The organism is Massilia sp. WG5 (genome assembly GCF_001412595.2).
GTDB lineage: Bacteria > Pseudomonadota > Gammaproteobacteria > Burkholderiales > Burkholderiaceae_D > Telluria.
The window spans coordinates 1,033,170-1,051,806 of sequence record NZ_CP012640.2; the positions used below are offsets into that span (position 1 = coordinate 1,033,170).

At 60.1% G+C, this 18,637-nt stretch carries 12 protein-coding genes; 3 read left to right on the forward strand and 9 right to left on the reverse strand.

All coding sequences use genetic code 11. The features are described 5' to 3' along the window. Positions 1-10: 10 nt before the first annotated feature. Positions 11-730 carry a ZIP family metal transporter gene (locus tag AM586_RS04490; RefSeq protein ID WP_052233735.1) on the reverse strand — a complete coding sequence of 240 codons (720 nt, stop codon included), beginning with the start codon at positions 728-730 and terminating at the stop codon, positions 11-13. Then, a complete protein-coding gene (locus AM586_RS04495; protein ID WP_082439867.1) occupies positions 727-3,396 on the reverse strand; it encodes a heavy metal translocating P-type ATPase in 2,670 nt (889 codons plus the stop codon). Before AM586_RS04495 ends, AM586_RS04490 begins: the two co-directional genes overlap by 4 nt. Positions 3,397-4,309: 913 nt before the next feature. Here AM586_RS04495 and AM586_RS27990 point away from each other — a divergent pair. Then, positions 4,310-4,501, forward strand: coding sequence for a hypothetical protein (locus AM586_RS27990; RefSeq protein ID WP_156328172.1), 192 nt, complete (start codon positions 4,310-4,312; stop codon positions 4,499-4,501). A gap of 40 nt (positions 4,502-4,541) precedes the next feature. Here the strand turns inward: AM586_RS27990 and AM586_RS27995 are convergent, their stop codons facing one another. The 4 genes from AM586_RS27995 to AM586_RS04510 all read right to left on the reverse strand — a co-directional run bounded on the left by AM586_RS27995 (position 4,542) and on the right by AM586_RS04510 (position 10,522). Further along, positions 4,542-4,724, reverse strand: coding sequence for a hypothetical protein (locus AM586_RS27995; RefSeq protein ID WP_156328171.1), 183 nt, complete (start codon positions 4,722-4,724; stop codon positions 4,542-4,544). 90 nt (positions 4,725-4,814) lie between these two features. Beyond that, on the reverse strand, positions 4,815-7,982 hold the full coding sequence (locus AM586_RS04500) for a CusA/CzcA family heavy metal efflux RND transporter (protein ID WP_052233734.1): 3,168 nt from the start codon (positions 7,980-7,982) through the stop codon (positions 4,815-4,817). Positions 7,983-7,996: 14 nt separating this feature from the next. Next, on the reverse strand, positions 7,997-9,211 hold the full coding sequence (locus AM586_RS04505; RefSeq protein WP_052233733.1) for an efflux RND transporter periplasmic adaptor subunit: 1,215 nt from the start codon (positions 9,209-9,211) through the stop codon (positions 7,997-7,999). An 18-nt stretch (positions 9,212-9,229) separates the two neighbouring features. Continuing rightward, positions 9,230-10,522 (reverse strand): TolC family protein, encoded by a 1,293-nt coding sequence (locus tag AM586_RS04510; RefSeq protein ID WP_052233732.1) that lies wholly within the window; start codon positions 10,520-10,522, stop codon positions 9,230-9,232. On the opposite strand from AM586_RS04510, the gene AM586_RS28000 reads away from it, so the two are divergent. Beyond that, complete coding sequence (locus AM586_RS28000; protein WP_156328170.1) at positions 10,521-11,087, forward strand: hypothetical protein; 567 nt, start codon at positions 10,521-10,523, stop codon at positions 11,085-11,087. The genes AM586_RS04510 and AM586_RS28000 overlap by 2 nt on opposite strands. Here AM586_RS28000 and AM586_RS04520 read toward each other — a convergent pair. The 3 genes from AM586_RS04520 to AM586_RS04530 form a co-directional block, all read right to left on the reverse strand. Continuing rightward, on the reverse strand, positions 11,084-13,363 hold the full coding sequence (locus tag AM586_RS04520; RefSeq protein WP_229411140.1) for a cation-translocating P-type ATPase: 2,280 nt from the start codon (positions 13,361-13,363) through the stop codon (positions 11,084-11,086). The genes AM586_RS28000 and AM586_RS04520 overlap by 4 nt on opposite strands. Before the next feature lie 216 nt (positions 13,364-13,579). Next, positions 13,580-13,984, reverse strand: a complete 405-nt coding sequence (gene cadR, locus AM586_RS04525) for a Cd(II)/Pb(II)-responsive transcriptional regulator (RefSeq protein ID WP_075791962.1) — start codon at positions 13,982-13,984, stop codon at positions 13,580-13,582. 443 nt (positions 13,985-14,427) lie between these two features. After that, the gene (locus AM586_RS04530; RefSeq protein ID WP_052233729.1) at positions 14,428-16,284 is read right to left on the reverse strand and encodes an ATP-binding protein; all 1,857 of its coding nucleotides are present in this window, start codon (positions 16,282-16,284) and stop codon (positions 14,428-14,430) included. 412 nt (positions 16,285-16,696) lie between these two features. On the opposite strand from AM586_RS04530, the gene AM586_RS04535 reads away from it, so the two are divergent. After that, the gene (locus AM586_RS04535; protein ID WP_109370551.1) at positions 16,697-18,586 is read left to right on the forward strand and encodes a cytochrome c/FTR1 family iron permease; all 1,890 of its coding nucleotides are present in this window, start codon (positions 16,697-16,699) and stop codon (positions 18,584-18,586) included. Positions 18,587-18,637 lie beyond the last annotated feature (51 nt).

The following is an 18,637-nucleotide window of genomic DNA, read 5'->3' on the forward strand; positions in this document are numbered from 1 at the left end:
TCGGGTACCGTCAAATCAGCATGTCGATGATAAACAGTAGGATGAAGCCCAGAAAAAACATTGCAGTCTGCACCGGTGTCTCGATTTCCTCGTGAGCCTCGACCAACAGTTCTTCAGTCACCAAATACAGCAATGCGGCCACGCCAAAAGCGAGCATGGCGTCTACATAGACCGGCGTGACGGAACTTAATAGAATTGCGCCGGCTGCAGCACCGATCAGTAGTGCCACAACGAGCATTGCGGTCGTTCGTATGATCATGGACCTGGCTCTTCCCGCGCTGCGAAGCGAGGTCGCACAGGAGACACCCAAGAAAAGCAGCTCGAGTACCAGCCCCACCGTCAGCAGCAACCCCTGTTTTTCTCCTGCCGCAAAGGATAAGCCAATCAGTGTGCCATCCAAACCGACGTCCACACCCATGGCCGTGACCAGGCCGCGCGTACTGCGCTCGCCTTCCGCCTTTTCCGCGCGGTCGCCAATCCATTTCAGCGTCAGCATCAATGCCACGCCGAGCGAGAAGCCAATCAAGGTTGGCCACGGCATCCGGCGATGCATCAGGTCGGGAAGCAGTTCGACCGCGAGAACACTGAACACCGTGCCGGCTGCAAAATGCTGCACACTACTGCGCAAGCCTGCGCTGGGCTCGCGTATGGCCGCGATGACGGAGCCGACCACGATGGCGACAGCCGGAAACGCTGCATACGTCAACACCTTCAGTAGCAGCCCAGTCATGACGAAACCTTAGGAGATTCCGACGACTTCGTGCCAGGAAAGGTGTCGGCATTTCGCTCGGCGTGTGCCGCGGGTTCCGGCCCATCGCTTGTTTTAGGCGTTCCCGGATAGGCCAGCAGGCGCAGCGCATTGATTACGACGAGCAAGGTCGACCCCTCGTGAAAGAGAACCGCGGTGCCGATGTTAAGGCCGAAAATCGTCGCGGGGATCAATACCGCGACTACGCCAAGGCTCACCCAAAGGTTCTGTTTGATCACCCTTCTTGTACGCCTCGATAGCCCGACAGCGAACGGCAACTGGCTGAGGTCATCGCCCATGAGTGCGACGTCGGCCGCCTCGAGCGCGACGTCCGAACCGGCGGCGCCCATGGCGATGCCGACTGTTGCGTTGGCCATTGCCGGGGCGTCGTTGACGCCATCGCCAACCATCGCGACCTTGCCGTGGCGCTCACGCAAGGCCTTGATGGTCTCGACCTTTTGCTCCGGCATCAGGTCGCCTTTGGCCTCGGTCAGGCCAACCGTGCGTGCGACGGCGTCGGCGACCTGCTGGTTGTCACCGGAGATCATCACCAGGCGTTCGATTCCCAGCTCACGTAGCTGGGCCATCACAGCGGTCGCGGCCGGGCGCGGCGTATCCATTACGCCAATCACACCGAGGAATCGGTCCCCTTTTAGCACAACCATCGTGGTCCGGCCTGACTTGACCAGGCTGTCGTTGGCGTCGACTAGCTCAGTTGGCAATTTCATGCCATCCATTTCGCTGAAAAACACCGGCTTGGCGATGTACGTCTTCTCGCCATCGACCACCGCCTCGACACCCCGGCCGGTGATACTGCGGACGTCGTCGGCTTGTACAACCTGGCCGCCAGCCTGCAGCCGTTGCTGTCCGCCTTCCACCAGTGCCGTGGCCAGTGGGTGGTCACTATGCGATTCGACGGCCACGACCACGGATAGCAACTCGGCTTCGCTCGCCCCACCAGCCGTCGTCACATCGGTGAGCTTGGGACGTCCCTCGGTGAGGGTCCCGGTCTTGTCGAAGGCGATCGAACTAAGACTGCCGAGATTTTCCAGGGGACCGCCACCCTTTACCAGGACACCGCTGCGCCCTGCTCTCGCGACGCCGGACAGGACGGCACTCGGCACCGAGATAGCAAGGGCACACGGACTGGCCGCCACCAGCACCGCCATCGCCCGATAAAAACTGTCCGAAAATGATTCGTCGACGACGAGGAATGCGAGCATCAGCAGCGCTACCAGCGTCAGGACGACGGGGACGAAAATGCGTTCGAACTTGTCGGTAAACTGCTGGGTGGGCGAGCGCTGGGCTTCGGCTTCGGCAACCATCTGGACGACCCGCGCCATGGTCGATTGCGACGCCAGTCGCGCCACCATCACTTCGATCGCGCCGGCCCCATTGATGGTACCGGCAAACACCCTGTTGCTTGCGTCCACGCGGTCGAACGCAGCGATCGCCGCCTGCCCATCCTTTACGGCGACTTTATCGACCGGAACGCTTTCACCGGTTACCGGCGCCTGATTCACGCTGGACGTACCCTTCACCACGACGCCATCCGCCGGCAGCCGTTCGTTTGGCTTTACCAGCACGACGTCACCGGGCTTGAGCGTTTCGACCGGAACCTCCTCAGTGCCTTCGCCACGCTTGACCAGAGCTTTCTCGGGTGCGAGTTCCGCCAAGGCTTCGATTGCGCGGCGCGCACGCCCCATGGCGAAGTGTTCCAGCGAGTGGCCGAGGCTGAACAGGAAGAGCAGTAGGCCACCTTCGGCCCATTTACCCAAGGCCGCCGCGCCGACTGCCGCTACCAGCATCAGCGTATCGATTTCAAAACGGCGCTCACGGATGTTCTCGATGGCTTCTTTCGCGGTAAAAAAGCCTCCGCAGAGGTAGGCCCCGACATACAGCGCCAGCGATACCCAATCCGGAGCGGATCCGCTCCGCTCGACCAGCCAGCCCGCCAGGACGAAGACGCCGGCAAGGACAGCAAAAATTAATTCGGTATGTTCGCCAAATATCCCGCCGTGTGAATGCGCATGTCCCGCGTGTCCATCCTGATCGCCATGAGCATGTCCCTTCCCTTCTTTTTCGTCATGCTCATGATCGTGGCCGGCATGGTCGCCATGCTCGTGTCGATGGCCACCATGCGTGGGCAGTTCGGTAGTGCTATTCGATTGAGTGATTTTTTCGGTAGGTGCAGCGTCGCTGGCCAGCGCCGCGCCGAGCGACCGTATCCGTTCTTCCAACGCCTTCTGCGTGATCGCAGAGCGCTCGTACTCGATACGAACAGCCCCAGACGGAGATACTTCCGCTTCCAACACACCTGATATCCGGCGCAACCGATCAGCGAATAGCCTGGCGCTCCGGGCATGCAGCGGCACTGGTGTGCGACCGATGTAATGCGCAAACTGTTCCGTCAAGCGCGCTCCGATCGCGCTCACCAGTTCGCGTAATCTCGACACGTTGATCACTGCGGGATCGTAATGCAGGCAGAGAACAGGTCGCGCATTCTCAAGCGTTTTCATATGGACGTGCTCGACACCCGGGCGCCCCTCAAGCAGACCGATCAGCCGATCAATGCATGGGTCGTTCGGATCGTCTATCTCTGGGAGTACCAAAGGCAGCTCCAGTCGTACTCGCTCGGCAGTTTTCATATCGTCACCTTTTGTCGATGCTAGAAGTATGGCGTCCAGCTGTTGCCCGGTCCGTGCAGAAGCGCACCCAATCGTACTCATGAATTTGGTCGATGCATTACCTCTTTCCAGGCGGCAGGGATGTTTCTAACTACCGCGCTTGAAGTTGGACGTTTACGTTAATGTGCATTCTTCATGACGATAATTTCGGGGGCAATGACGTCTAGCCTGGCTAAACGCGGGAAAGGCAATGAGACTACTGCGAAAACGCGCTCAAGCTGTATGGGCGCTTGGCAACATAACAGTTGCGATTGGACTGGCAGCGCTACCGGGCGCGGCAAGGTCGGCGCCTCCACCCTCTGCGCCACCGATTATTGCCCTCGCGTTCGATGATGCTAGCGGTGGGCTTTGGAAGGCAACGTCCAGATCTCTTGCTTTTAGCCCGGACGAGGGGCGCACATAGAAGCCTGTGGCTCTGCCAGCTACGGCGCAAGGTAATATCGTCTCACTCACGATTTCGGCGGGCCGCGCCAAAACGATCTATGCCGCAGTCGTGGGTTCGGGTGTGTTCCACAGCCACGATGGCGGACGCACTTGGCTGGCGCGCAATCAAGGGCTGTCCAACGGCGACGTTGCGACCTTGGCCGCGCACTCTACCCAAGCCCGAACCGTATATGCCTACGTTGTTGGGAAAGGCATTTTCACTAGCCGGGATGCCGGCGCAAGCTGGAACCTGGTTGATCACGGCCCCGGCGAATCGGTCGCACAACTTGCACACTCGAGAACGCCAGGCGGAACCGGGACCGGATGGATGTTTGCGGCGACACGCAAGGGAGTGCGTCGCGCGATGGATTGTTTTTGTGGATGGCACAAGGCCGGCAAAGTCGAACTGAACTTCCACCTTGTGGCCAGCGATACTGGCTGACGGGAACGTGTGTACGCCGCCGCGCGCGAAGGATTTTTCATTAGCCAGGATGGCGGCGACCATTGGATCCGGATGCGGTCACCAGTTGCACCGATTACCGCGCTCGCCAGCACACCGTCCGGCCGGCTGTACGGGGCCATCAACGGTATATTGATCCGAAGCGAAGACCGCGGCGTCACCTGGGAATTTATTGCCAAGTGACCTGCGCAGGCCGCGTTTCCTTGTATTGAACCTACGTCTGTTACTTTCGCCTTTTCTTGCGTACTGGCCGCACTACTTTTCCGCGGCTGCCGCCGGTTCTGGAGCCGCGCTTGTTGCGGCGTTCAATCCAAAGAAAGAAAATCAGCAATGCCAGCACACCGCACAATGAAACTGCAATCGCAATAAGAATCGTCAGGCCATGAAAATCCGCGTGCGGATCCATACTGTGTTTCCTCTACAGGTTCAGCTGAGTTTCAGGAAGCTTGGTTGTGCGCCGCAAGCAAAGAGCCAGCGACGCACACTCTATATGCCCTTACACCGGTACCCGAACCGGCTCCGCCTTGATGTCCGCCACGTCATCACTTCGGTGCGTCAGCCGGTACAAGAGTGGCAGCACCAGAAGCGTCAGCGCGGTCGACGACAGAATGCCGCCGATAACGACTGTAGCCAGAGGACGCTGCACCTCGGCACCGGTACCGGTGGCCAGAGCCATCGGCACGAACCCCAGTGAAGCGACCAAGGCCGTCATCAATACAGGCCTGAGCCTGGTCAGGGCGCCATGGCGAATCGCCTCCTCAAGTGGCATGCCGCCCTCTCGCAGCGACCGGATGAAGGAGATCATCACCAGGCCGTTGAGCACTGCGACTCCGGACAGCGCGATAAATCCAACCGCTGCCGAGATAGACATCGGGATGCCACGTAGCGTCAAAGCAAGCACACCGCCGGTCAGCGCGAACGGAATGCCCGTAAATACCAGCAACCCATCCTTGACGTTATTAAACATAACGAAGAGAAGCGTGAAGACCAGGAACAGCGCCAGGGGCACCACAACCTGAAGGCGTTGCGTGGCCGACTGCAACTGCTCGAACGTACCGCCCCAGGTCGTCCAGTAGCCGGACGGGATCTTCACGCTCTTTTGAATCGCGGCCTCTGCCTCCGGCACAAAGCTGCCAATGTCGCGGCCCTGCACGTTCGCGCTGACCACCACCCGGCGCTTGCCGTTTTCGCGGCTGATCTGGTTCGGTCCCGGGGCAAACGACAGCGTGGCAACCTCGCCCAGCGGGATGAAGGAAGCTGTTCCGTCGGGTGAACTTGACGGACGCGAGATCGGCAGCCGCTTGAGCGCATCGAGGTCGGCGCGCAGCGTTTCCGGCAGGCGCACCGTAATGTCGAAGCGGCGGTCGCCCTCGAATACGGTTCCCGCTTCACGGCCACCGGTGGCAATGGTGAGCGTTTCCTGGACATCGTTGATGTTCAGGCCGTACCTGGCCGTCTTCTCGCGATCGATCTGGACCGTCAGCATCGGCAGGCCTCCGGTCTGCTCGACCTTGACTTCGGTTGCACCCGGCACGCGTCCGAGCACCTCGGCGATCCGCTGACCCGTGTCGGCGAGTACGTCCATGTCGTCGCCGAACACCTTGACAGCCACGTCGCTGCGCACGCCCGAGATCAGCTCATTGAAGCGGAGCTGGATCGGCTGCGAGAACTCATAGCCATTGCCTGGATACTTCTCGGCCTCTTCCTTGATTGCGGCAATCAGCTCGTTGCGGCTCTTCTTCGGCGCCGGCCACTTGTCTTCGGGCTTAAGCATGACGTAGCCGTCCGAAATATTCTGAGGCATCGGGTCCGATGCGATCTCCGCCGTACCTGTTCGCGCAAAGACCCGGTCGATCTCCGGGAACTTGGCTTTCAGCCCAGCCTCGAGGCGCTTCTGCATGTCCAGCGACTGCGTGAGGCTGGTCGCAGGGATGCGCAGCGACTGCAGTGCGATATCGCCTTCGTTCAGGCTAGGCACGAACTCGCTGCCCAGACGCACCGCCAGCAAACCCGACAGCACGACAAGCACGATTGCGCTCGTGACGACCAGGGCGCCGTTGCCCAGCACTCTCTCGAGCATTGGCGCATAGCCTTGGCGCGCCCAACCCATCAGCCGGTTCTCCTTCTCGGCAACGCGTTTGCCGATGAAGAGCGCGACCGCGGCAGGAACGAAGGTAATCGACAGGATCATCGCGCCGAGCAGCGCCGCCACGACGGCGAAAGCCATCGGGTGGAACATCTTGCCTTCCACGCCGGACAGGGCAAAGATCGGCAGGTAGACGACCATGATGATCAGCTGCCCGAACAACAACGGACGGCGCGATTCGCCAGCCGCCGCGAACACCTCATGGAAGCGCTCACTCAGTGTCAATTCGCGCCGATGGTGTTCCTGGGCGTGGGCCAGGCGGCGCACGCAGTTCTCGACGATGACCACGGCGCCATCGATGATGATGCCGAAGTCCAGTGCGCCAAGGCTCATCAGGTTCGCACTCACCTTGTACGTGACCATGCCGGTAAAGGTGAACAGCATCGCCAATGGGATGACCATCGCGGTAATCAGCGCCGCACGGAAGTTACCGAGGAAAAGGAACAGGATGACGATAACCAGCACCGCACCTTCGAGCAGGTTTTTCTTCACCGTCGCGATCGCCTTGTCGACGAGTACGGTCCGGTCGTACACCGGCACCGCGTGAACGCCCGTCGGCAGTGTGCGGTTGACCTGGACCATCTTGTTCGCAACCGCCTGCGCGACAACCCGGCTGTTCTCGCCGATCAGCATGAACACCGTACCGAGCACGACTTCCCTACCGTTCTCGGTCGCGGCGCCAGTGCGCAGCTCGGCGCCCAGGCCTACCTCGGCGACGTCGCGCACGCGGATCGGCACACCGCGAACGTTGTTCAGTATCGTGTTGCGAATGTCGTCGAGAGTACGCACCTGGCCGGGCGCGCGAATCAGCAGCTGCTCTCCGCTTCGCTCGATATAGCCGGCGCCGACGTTGCCGTTGTTCTGCTCAATGGCCGCGACGACGTCCTTGAGCGTCAGGCCGTAGGAACTCAGCTTCGCAGGATCCGGCGTGATGTGATACTCCTTGGCGAAACCGCCGATGGAGTTGATCTCGGTGACGCCGGGCACCTGGCGCAACTGCGGCTTGATGATCCAGTCCTGGACTTCGCGCAGGTCGGTCGGCGTGTACGGCGTGCCGTCCGGCTTTTTCGCACCCGGTTCACTCTCGACCGTCCACAGATAGATTTCGCCCAGGCCGGTCGAGATCGGTCCCATCATCGGCGAAACACCCTGCGGAAGATTTTCCCTGGCCTCCTGGATGCGCTGGTTGACCAGCTGACGGGCAAAATAGATGTCGGTGCCATCCTTGAAGATTACGGTCACCTGGGACAGGCCGTAGCGCGAGAGCGAACGCGTCTGTTCCAGGCCCGGCAAGCCGGCCATGACGGTTTCGATCGGGAAAGTGACGCGCTGCTCGACCTCGAGCGGCGAATAACCGGACGCCGAGGTGTTGATCTGGACCTGGACGTTGGTGATATCAGGCACTGCGTCGATGGGCAGCTTCTGGTAACTGTAGACGCCGATTGCGGCCATGCCGAACACGCCCAGCATGACAAGCCATCGGTGCTCGATGGCGAAGCGAATAATGCGATCAAACATGGGGCAGCCTCCTGTCAGTCTTCATGCTCGGCGCTGCCCTTGCCCTGCTCAGCTTTCAATACGAAGCTGCCGGTCGTGGCATACTCAGCTCCCGGCTCCAGCCCGGAAACGATCTCGACGAACTTACCGTCGCTGGCGCCCAGGCTCACGTTTTTCTCCTGAAAGCCCTGGGGAACGCGCACGTAGACGATCGATTTGCCATTCTCCGTCTGAACGGCGTCCGCGGCGACTGCCACGGGAACCTCACGCGTGCCGCGTGCCATGTTGACGTTGACGAAGAGTCCCGGACGCCACGCCAGCTTGGGGTTAGGCAGAACCACGCGCGCATTCGCCGAGCGGGTTTCTTCGCCAAGCAGCGCACCAACGTAGCTCACCTTGCCGGTTGCCGAAGAGTCCGATGCGGTCGATTTCACGGTGGCGATTTCGCCAACGCGGATCGCTTCCAGATCCTTTGCCGTCACCACAATGTTGACCCACACCGTGGAGAGGTCGGACAGCAGGAAGACATTGGTATCCTCTTTGACCATTTCCCCTTGCGTGATGTGCTTCTCGACGACGACGCCGTCGAAGGGCGCACGCAGGACATACCGGTTCAGCTGGCCACCCGAATTACCGGCGCCCAGCGCGGTAAGTTTCGAGTTCGCCGTCTGGGCAGCGATTTCCGCTTCGCGAAGAGCCTGTTGAGCCTGCAGGTAATCCTGCTCGGCCGAGATCTTGTCCTCCCACAGCTTCTTTTCGCGCTCGTACGTCACCTTCGCCAGACCGAGGCGCTTTTGCGCCGCCAGCGCGGTGCTGCGCAGATCGGCAAGCTCCGGGCTCGAGATCACGGCCAGTACCTGGCCCTTCCTGACGGTCTGCCCGAGGTCGGCAGAGACAGACTCGGCCACACCTGCCACCCGAGGCACCACGTGTGCCGTCCGGTCTTCATTGAAACGTACTTCGCCAGGCAACTGGACGACGTTGCCGATGGTCGCAGGCGCCGCCTTGGCAGTGGCGACGCCTGCGGTACGAATCTGTTGCTCGGACAGCACGATCAGGCCGCTACTGGCTTCCGCGTGCTCTTCTTTCTTTTCTTCTTTCGAAGCGCCGGCCTGCTCGGTATGCGCTTCCTGCACGCCTTCAGTCTGCCCGTCTTTTTTCCAGAAAATGATGGCGGCGCCGAGCAGAATGCCGACGAGTACGACGCCCAGAATGGACTTCCGGGACTTTTTATCGATATTGAACTTCATGTTGAGATTCCTGTGGAATTACTTGCTCTGGTCCGGCCTGAGCTGGACATAGCGCCCGAGGTCGGCTACCGAGCGGTAGCGATCGGACAGCGCTCGCAAATATTGGGCGCGCGTCTGGAACAGGGTTCGCTGGGCATCGAGCACATCGAGGAAGCTGAATTTGCCGGCCTCGAAGCCTGTTACCGCGGCGTCATAGGTGGTTTGCGCGACTGGAAGGATGTCGGCCGTAATGCTGGCGATTTCCTGCTGCGCCAACTGGGCACGCTGATAGGCCTCGCCTAGCGCCTGGCTCACACGCAGGCGTTCGGCATCAAGATCGCTGCGCGCTTTGTCGGTGCGGCGCAAGGCGGCCAGCATGTTGCCCTGATTACGGTTGAATAGCGGCAGTGGAACCGATACGCCGAGGACGGCCTGGTTATGGCCGATCTGGTTATCGCGCTGGCTGCCAACGGTAACCGTGACATCCGGCACACGCTGGGCGCGTTCAAGCCGCACCTGGGCCTCTTCACGCTCGACCTGCTCCCGGGCCCGGCGCAGTTGCGGTCCTGCTTCAAGCTGCTGGCGTAGCGCGTCCAAGGGTGGCAATGCCTGGACGTCACCAGCCGGCCGCTCCAGCGACAGCTGCCCTGCTTCGGTGCGGCCCCAGAGTGCGCCAAGCCGCTGCTTGGCCAGGCTTAACTCGGATGACGCTTGCGCCAGTTCGAGCCGCACGCCCGCTTCTGCGACCCTTGATCGCGATTCTTCGATGGGTGAAATGCGGCCCGCGGTGACGCGCTTGGACGCAACGAGGGTGGCCTTTTCGGCGACCTGCACCGATGCCCGTGCGAGCTCCCGGCGTTCCTGGGCGATGAGCGCATCGAAATAGGCGGAGGTGACATCGGCACGTAACTGCGCTTGCGCAACCGCGACGTCCTGAAGAGCCACCTGCCGCTCCCGCTCCGCCACATCGACGCGCGCCGAGCGTTTGCCACCCAATTCGAGACGCTGGTTGATCTGAACGGTTTGTGTCCGGTTAGCACGATCCATGCCCTCGCGTAGAACGGAGAGTTCGGGATTGGCGATGAGACCGGCCTGCGACTTGGAAGCGTCCGCGATCGCGACACTTTGCGTAGCAGAACGCAGCGTCGGATTCGACGTCAAAGCCAGGCGTATTGCCTCGTCCAGGGTGGTGACTGTCGCCGTGGCCGATGGCGCCGGCGCATAGGGACGTGCGCTTACTGAAATTGTTTGCTGATCACTTTGCTGTGCAGCAGCTGCGAGCAACGGCATGGACAATGCCGCGGCCCCCAACAGGATGAAACTGGGTCGCATGGATAACTCCGAAAATGAAAACGAAGGTCATCCGGCGGCGGCATGGCAGGACCAGGGCTGCATCAAGCGCCCAAAGTCAGTCTGTCAAATCATGGAAAATATGGCTCCGCCGGATCTACGCGGCGGAATTCCATTGGGGCCGTTCAGGCGGAGAAGTGCAGATGGAGGACAGCGGGACGATATCCGTATCCGGAGGAGCGCTCGCCCATTGCAGATAGAGCGGCGCATCATGCCATGTATCGATCGCTACCGTAGCGTGGTGACACGATGCGCAGTGCGCGTGCACAGCGAACTTTTTCACCACGGATGGAGCATCCTTGGCAGCGACTGGGAACTCGTCACCATCCTCGATGTGCTGGTGGTGGCCGAAGTGCTGCGCTGCGCGGCCTGTCTCGTGCATGCAATACGCAGCCACCGTCGTCCAGCTGAACTGGAGGGCGATAACTGCGGCAATGATGTACACGAGGCGACGGACCATGGCCGGAATATAGCATGGACTGGCAATGGCCTGCCAGCCGGTCCGCGTGCCGCCGTCACGTGTCACCCTGTGCAACATGCTGATTAGGCCCCCTTGGACGAGCCTGCAGCCTGGCGAAACCGCAGCAGCCTGAGCCCGTTGAATACGACTAGCAGACTCGCGCCGACATCGGCAAAAACCGCCATCCACAGCGCAGCCAGCCCGAACAGCGCAAGCGCAAAAAAGACCGCTTTGATCCCAAGCGCAAGAACGATGTTCTGTACCAGGACGTGGCGCGTCTGCTTGCTCAGGCTGACAAAGGCCGGCAGCTTTTGAAGGTTGTCGTCCATCAGCGCGACATCGGCTGTCTCGATCGCGGTATCGCTTCCGGCCGCGCCCATTGCGAATCCGATCTTTGCCCGGGCAAGCGCCGGAGCGTCGTTGATGCCGTCGCCGATCATGCCGACCGCGCCATATTTCGCTTCCAGTGCCTCGACAGCTTCGAGCTTTTGCTCAGGCAGCAAATCAGCATGCACCTGGTCGATTCCCACCTGGCGCCCGATCTGCTGCGCGGTCGCAAGGTTATCGCCAGTGAGCATGACAGGCGTAACCCCGAGCGCCTTCAGCCGCTCGATCGCGGGGATGGCACTGCCGCGCAGGACGTCCGCGATCGCGATCACGCCGATCAGGCCGCTTTCGCTGGCCAGCAGCACGGCGGTGCGCCCGGCAGCTTCCTGTTCCGCCAGGTCCTCGCGCACGGCATCGACATCTACCCCATGCTCGGTCATCAGGCGTTGGTTGCCCAGGTAATACTGGACGCCGCCGATGACCCCGCGCACGCCGCGGCCGCCCACAGATTGGAACCCCTGCACACGATGCAACTGCGTACCTGGCCTGACCGCGGCCACGACGGCCCGCGCCAGCGGATGGTCGGAATTGGCATCGAGACTCGCAGCGATTTCCAAGAGTTCGTCGCGCGAATGGTTGGACACCGTGGCAACGGCGACCACCGCTGGTCGACCTTGTGTCAAGGTACCGGTCTTGTCGAGCGCGATCGCCTTGAGCTTGTAGCCGGCCTCAAGAAACTGTCCGCCCTTGATGAGGATGCCCTGCTTCGCTGCCGCCGTAAGCCCGCTCACCACGGTCACCGGCGTCGAGATCACCAGCGCACACGGACAGGCAATCACGAGCATCACCAGGGCCTTGTACAACCATTCATGTACCGGCTGATGCCACAGCAATGGCGGCAACATGGCGACCAGCAGCGCGGCCACGACGACTGCCGGCGTGTAGTACTTGGCGAAAGTATCGACGAAGCGCTGCGTCGGGGCTTGGTTCTGCTGCGTCTCCTCGATGACGCGAACGATTTTCGCGAGCGTACTGTTGCGGCGCTGCATCGTGACGCGGACTTCGAGCAAGCCGTGCTCGTTGATAGTGCCGGCGTAGACAGCGTCGCCGGGCTTTTTGGCCACTGGCATGCTTTCGCCAGTGATGGGGGCCTGGTTCACCGACGACTCGCCTTCGATGACTTCGCCGTCGACCGCGATCCGCTCGCCCGGCTTGACCAGCACGATGGCGCCCACATCGATGCGATCTGCCTCGGTGAGCCGCCACTGCCCATGCTCGTCGCGTACATTGGCCTCATCCGGTGCCAGGCGTAACAGGCCGTGAACCGTGCCCCGGGCACGATCTAGCGACATGGCCTCGATCAGCTCGGCAATCGCGAACAGGAAAATCACCATCGCCGCTTCCGGCCACTGGCCGATCAGGACGGCGCCGACGACTGCGAGGCACATCAAGAAATTGATGTTGAGGGTAAGCGTCTTGAGCGCTACCCACCCTTTGCGCAGCGTTGGAATGCCTGCCGTGAGGATGGATATCAGGGACAAAGCAATTACAGGCGGGGAGGATTCGGCCGTGCCTTGCCACGCGAGCACCTCCGCCGCGACGGCGCACAGGCCAGCCACTCCCAGTCCCGCCTTCTGCAAAGGACTGAGTGCCGCCTCCTCTGCGACGACCGGCGCCGGCGCGCTCTCATCTACGACAACCGCTTTCATGCCGATGCTGTGTAGAGCTTCGGTAACCGGTTGTACGGATCGCAGTTCGTGCATGACGTCCAGCGAGCGGCCCATCAGGTTAAAACGCAAGTCCAGGATCCCTTGCATGCCGTGCAGCTTTCGGCGGATCAGGCCTTCTTCCGACGGACAGTCCATGTTGGCGATACGGTAGGTGACGGTCTTTCCTTCAGAGGCCGGCACAGCGGACGGCATAGGAGCAGACGGCGAGCATCCGGATGCCTTGCCGGCGGCGTTACATGTCGTTTGGCTAGGTTCACTCATAGGCGTATCAATCAATAAAGCGATATTGCGATCGGATTGGGACATGGCTTCTGCCGCGTCTTCCCTTATGCCTGGCAGTTGACACCCTGTAGCAGCTACAGAGTCAAGGGAAAATTCGTGAAAAACGGTGGGGATGGGTCAATTTGAAAAGCTGATGAAATGCGCTGTTAACCCGGCTTCGACAAAAAGGTCTCTTGCATCAGCTTAGCAAGCCGGAATTTTGATGATATGGTGCTCTACTCCCCTAAGAAACGCTTGGGCTCAGCGGGATAGCTCATTCAACTGCTTCAGGATCTCGCAATCCTTGGCCTCGCGTGCGGAATCGCAGGAACTACGCAAGCTGGAAAGTTGTTGCCGCAAAGATTGCATATCTGCAATCTGGCGATCAACCTCCCGAAGATGTTCATCGACCAAGTCATTAACTCCGTCGCATGATTTTTCCGGATGATCTTGGAAGCCGAGCAGGATCTGCACCTCATCCAAGGACATGCCAAGTGCTCGACAGCGCCGGATGAACTGTAAGCGCTCCGCATGAATGGTATCGTACAGGCGATAGTTTGCCTCCGACCTGATCGGTGCCGGAAGCAGTCCTTTTTGCTCATAGAAGCGTATCGTTTCAGGCTGGCAGCCAGCTCGCCTCGCGAGTTCACCAATTCGCATACCCATTCAGACTCCCGCAAACCTTGTAGTAAGTATAGGCATACTAACTCATACCGCCATTGTGGGTGTCAGACGCAACGGAACGAAAAACTTGGTTAGGGACGGAGGGTGTCAGGTTGAGGTCATAGGTGTGGCTGCAAGGGCGTCAGGAAATTCTCCAATGGATTCTATGCTGACGCTGTTTGAGCGGCATGCCTGACGCCGGGCTGAAGCGTACTTCAACTGGACAATCCAAACCCGGCGATGGCTTAGCGTGCTGTTTTTTCCTTTTTCCGCGCCTTCGCTCTGCCCTTCGTGGGGGTATAAGCCGGAACCGCCGAAAATTCCGTGAGGTAGATTTACGTCGATTTCGAAGTAACGGGAAACCTCTTTCGAAGGTCGGCGCGCCGCTGGGAGCCGTCGAGCTGGTCCCTTTGTAGCCTGGCCGTACCGGCTCATGCGGGGTTCGATTACCCCAGCATGCCGTGAATCCGCCGCAGCCATCCGGACACCTCCCCAGCGGCGTCGATATGCGCGAGCCGCTCCGAGGTCATCCTTGAAGCCGCCTCGCGATTGAGGCGCTTCTTGGCAAGGCCCACCTTTTTGTCAAGCGCCTTCGCGTCGGCTAGGACCTGGGCCCATGGCTTCGTACTTTCGGACGCGCGGTGGACGGCCTCAGCCACTTTCAGGGGAACGTCGCAGGTGTCAGTGAAGGCGATGGCGATCCCGTCCAGTCCTTCCGTGATGGCGTCGGCGTGCAGGTAGTTCTCGAGCTCCCGCTTCGCGGTGATTGCAGCCCATGACCCATCCTTCCGGGCGTTCACCGCGTCACATTCGAGCTGATATTTCGGCGGTACATCGTCGTCGCGGTCGTAGAGATGGACCTCGGGGATGCCTAGCTTGCTCAGGTAGTGTTTGGCCACCCAGTGCTTGAGGGAGCCCCCCCCGAGCGGCACGAGAGCCACCCGGTTGTCGGCAGTGAAGTCCACGGCGTCGGGCACGCTGGGCTTGAGCATGGCGCTGACGCGTTCCAGGAACTCGACGTCGTTCGATCCCTCGACGAAGACCAGGGCCTTCACGCGCTGGTCCGGCAGTACGCCCAGCTCGTTGGCGATGGCGGCCAGCTCACTGTCGTCGCACTCGGAAACGGATGCCGTCCCGTCCTCCTGCCTGCGTACGCAACGGAGGCTGTCGCTTGGAAGGAGGCCGGCTAGGCCGGGCGTGTGTGACGTTACCAGAACCTGCGTATTCTCCTCGATGGCGAGTTCCTTGAGCGCTCGGACGAGTAGTCGTTGGTTTTCGGGATGCTGTGAAGTCTCTGGCTCCTCGATGGCGTATATGACGCTCAGCGCCCCCTTCTCCCTCCGCCGCCGCTCCGCTTCGGCTCGGAAGAAGTTGAGCAGGATGAGGCGGCGCACGCCGCTTCCGCGCTTGTTGATCGGGATGCCGTTGTCACCGATGAGGCCGAACTTGAAGGCATTATTCAACTTCGGGTCTGCCTTGAAGAACGGCTTGAGCTCGCTCGCAAGTCGGCTGTCCATCTCGTTGAGCTTCGAGAGCGTTCGGCTTGCCACGTCCTCTGCCCTTGCGCGTACAGCGTTCTCGATCTTCTTGAGGTCGGCCTCCATTTCCTTCAGGGCTTGCGCAATGGCGAAGCCAAGCGGGTTTTGGACTTCTTCGTCCCCGTCCTGGCTCGCCCGGTCGGAACGGAAGAGGGCGTACATCGGCAACTGCGGCTTGATTTGCTCCCATACCTTCTTGGCCTCTTCCTTGTCGAGGGGGACGAGCTTGCGCTCCGGGGCCAACGGGCTGCAGGTATCGCGTATGGCCTGCCGCATACTCCCGTTGACCGAGAGGTTTACGGTCGTATCGCTAATGCCCAGCTTCTTGATGCGAGCCTTTAGGTCAGAATTCTTGAGCGAAAGAATGTCGGCCGCGTCCGCATGGGTCGGATGTAGCGCCGCCGCGAAGACGGCCTCTTTCGGCGTCTTCGCCGATGAGTCCCATACCTTGATGATCTCGAGCTCGCCAGCCTCGTTCAGCAAATGTTCGGCAGCGAGTGAGGTGTTGGCCGCCGAATCAAGGACCAGGGCAGCGGGAAGCTCCGTAAACGCGCAGCCGATGCGAATGTCCGCCGCATTTCCGTGCACGCAGGCGTCGCCCTGTTCGGGCTTCCCGTCGTTGAAGAATATCTCGAGGGCTTCCAGGATGGTCGATTTGCCGGCGTCGTTCTTCCCGATAAACGCGGTCAGGTCCTCGTCGATCTCGATCCTTGTTGGCTGGCAGTAGCCACGGAAGTTCTCAAGAATCACTGCTGCAAGTTTCATGGCACCCCCCTTATTTATTTGATATTCCGTAGATTACCGGAATATTGACGAAGTGCAATTACTAAAATGATGCTGCGCCGAGAGACACCCATCGGGAAATCAGGGGAAACGGAAAACTCGGGGCCGGCTTACAACCCTTCATGACTTAACCCGGTTTTGCGCTCCGTTGCACCTGAAACCCCATTGTCTGCGTGAGTTCACCTTGGCCCGTTAGCCAAGGACCACCAGAGGACCTAGCCGGTCCTATTCGCGACGACAAGGCCAACGGCGACGTCGACGCGACAACAATCCGGGCAATCATTGTTCTTCGACAGAAAAGTTAAAGTATAATGATTCTCATTTAGCGTTACTTCCGTTTATACTTATTATGCGTTTGTCTACAAAGTTATTCCGTTGGCTTCTTACGGTGCTAATGGTCGTTGGATCTGGCCTATCGCTAGCAGAAAATGCTCCATCGACGAGCCAAGACCAAGCCAAGCAGATCTGGCAACTGCTCGACTACCTCGCGGTAGACTATGGTAAAGCTGTCCAGAATGGGCAAATCGCCAGCGCAGACGAATACCGAGAAATGCAGGAATTTGCCCGGGAAGCTTCGCGTCAACTGGAAGGCTTACCGCCGACATCGTCGACGAAAGCTTTGCGTGACGGGACTGGGGAGTTACGCACAGCCATTGCGAACAAGGCCCAGGCGAGTGTCGTCGCTGAGCAGGCGCGCCACCTTGCCGATGCTCTATTGCTTGCTTATCCGGTGCAGACGACACCGACGAACACCCCCGACATCAAACTTGGAGGGCGGCTCTACGCAAATCAATGCGCCGCTTGTCACGGCATTAGTGGTCGCGCCGATGGCCCGTTAGCGTCGCAACTGAACCCGCCTCCGATCGCATTCGCGGACCACACCCGTGCCCGCGAGCGCAGCGTCTTCGCTCTGCAGCAAATTATTACCCGCGGCGTTCCCGGTACATCAATGCCCAGTTTTGCAAAACTCACGGATGACGATCGCTGGGCACTTGCCTATTTCGTCTCGACGATGTCGTACACCAAGGCCGACCGTGACGCAGGCGCAAAGCTTTGGGCGGAACAGCCTGCATTGCATGCGGCCGTGCCAACACTTGGCGCCTTGGGCCAAAGTTCGGAAGCGGGACTGGCCAAGCACTTGGGCGATGACACGGCACGTTCCTTGTTGGCCTTTCTGCGCAATTCGCCAGAACTCATGACTGCTTCATCTGCTGATTCCTTAGCACTGGCTAAGGCACACTTGAAGCAAAGCGTTACAGCGCTTGGTGCCGGGAATCGCGCGGAGGCTTCACGGTTGGCATTGTCAGCGTACCTCGACGGCTTCGAACCTGTCGAACCTGCGCTTGCGGCGAAGAACGCAGAACTGTTTCACGAAGTCGAGAACTTGATGGGGCAGTTCCGCAATGCAGCCGCCGCCGGGCAACTGGAGCAAGCCCGTCAGATCGAGTCCAAATTGCAGAACCGACTGGATACCGCCAACGAAGCGCTCTCCGGGACCAATGATCCGATGTCGACGTTCCTCGGTGCCCTGACTATTTTGTTGCGAGAAGGCCTGGAAGCACTGCTGGTCGTAGTCGCGATGCTTGCGTTTCTCAAGAAAGCGAACCGGAAGGACGCCCTACCCTATGTGCACGCTGGCTGGATAACGGCGTTGGCCATGGGTGGATTCACCTGGGCAGTCGCAACCTATCTCGTCAATGTTAGCGGCGCCAGCCGTGAAATGACCGAAGGGTTTTCTGCAATTTTCGCTGCGGTCGTGCTGCTGGCAGTTGGTATCTGGATGCACCAGAAGAGTCTCGCGGGACGGTGGCAAGCCTATGTCCAGCAAAAGCTGTCAGCAGCATTGAACGGAAAATCGATGCTGATGCTATTTTTGCTTGCGTTTGTAACGGTCTATCGCGAGGTTTTCGAAACAGTTCTCTTCTATGCAGCTTTGTGGACGGAGGAAAACGGAGGCTACCTGCTGGCCGGCCTGGGGTTGGGCATTGCCATTTTGGCCGGCATCGCCGCAATCCTGCTGCGTAGTTCAGCCCGGCTCCCAATCAGTCAATTCTTTGCTGCTAGTTCGGCACTTGTCGGCATCCTTGCGGTTGTGTTGATCGGCAAAGGTGCCGCAGCACTGCAAAAGGTCGGCCTGATTCCGGATACGCCGGTATCGCTGCCACGCATCGAGGTACTGGGGGTCTACCCGTCACTGCAGCCTATCGCTGCGCAACTACTCATCCTGGTGGTCATCATTGCCAGCATCACCTACAACCTGAGGTCACAGCCACGCCGTGCTTAAGGGGGCGATCAATTCCGCTTGGATACCAAGTCAACGGTAAGCCCAAGTCTG

Excerpts from the sequence above, each read along its gene's own strand:
- AM586_RS04490 (WP_052233735.1), bottom strand. The coding sequence starts at position 730 with ATGACTGGGCTGCTACTGAAGGTGTTGACGTATGCAGCGTTTCCGGCT.
- AM586_RS04495 (WP_082439867.1), bottom strand. The coding sequence starts at position 3,396 with ATGAAAACTGCCGAGCGAGTACGACTGGAGCTGCCTTTGGTACTCCCA.
- AM586_RS27995 (WP_156328171.1), bottom strand. The coding sequence starts at position 4,724 with ATGGATCCGCACGCGGATTTTCATGGCCTGACGATTCTTATTGCGATT.
- AM586_RS04500 (WP_052233734.1), bottom strand. The coding sequence starts at position 7,982 with ATGTTTGATCGCATTATTCGCTTCGCCATCGAGCACCGATGGCTTGTC.
- AM586_RS04505 (WP_052233733.1), bottom strand. The coding sequence starts at position 9,211 with ATGAAGTTCAATATCGATAAAAAGTCCCGGAAGTCCATTCTGGGCGTC.
- AM586_RS28000 (WP_156328170.1), top strand. The coding sequence starts at position 10,521 with ATGGATAACTCCGAAAATGAAAACGAAGGTCATCCGGCGGCGGCATGG.
- AM586_RS04510 (WP_052233732.1), bottom strand. The coding sequence starts at position 10,522 with ATGCGACCCAGTTTCATCCTGTTGGGGGCCGCGGCATTGTCCATGCCG.
- AM586_RS04520 (WP_229411140.1), bottom strand. The coding sequence starts at position 13,363 with ATGTCCCAATCCGATCGCAATATCGCTTTATTGATTGATACGCCTATG.
- cadR (WP_075791962.1), bottom strand. The coding sequence starts at position 13,984 with ATGGGTATGCGAATTGGTGAACTCGCGAGGCGAGCTGGCTGCCAGCCT.
- AM586_RS04530 (WP_052233729.1), bottom strand. The coding sequence starts at position 16,284 with ATGAAACTTGCAGCAGTGATTCTTGAGAACTTCCGTGGCTACTGCCAG.
- AM586_RS04535 (WP_109370551.1), top strand. The coding sequence starts at position 16,697 with ATGGTCGTTGGATCTGGCCTATCGCTAGCAGAAAATGCTCCATCGACG.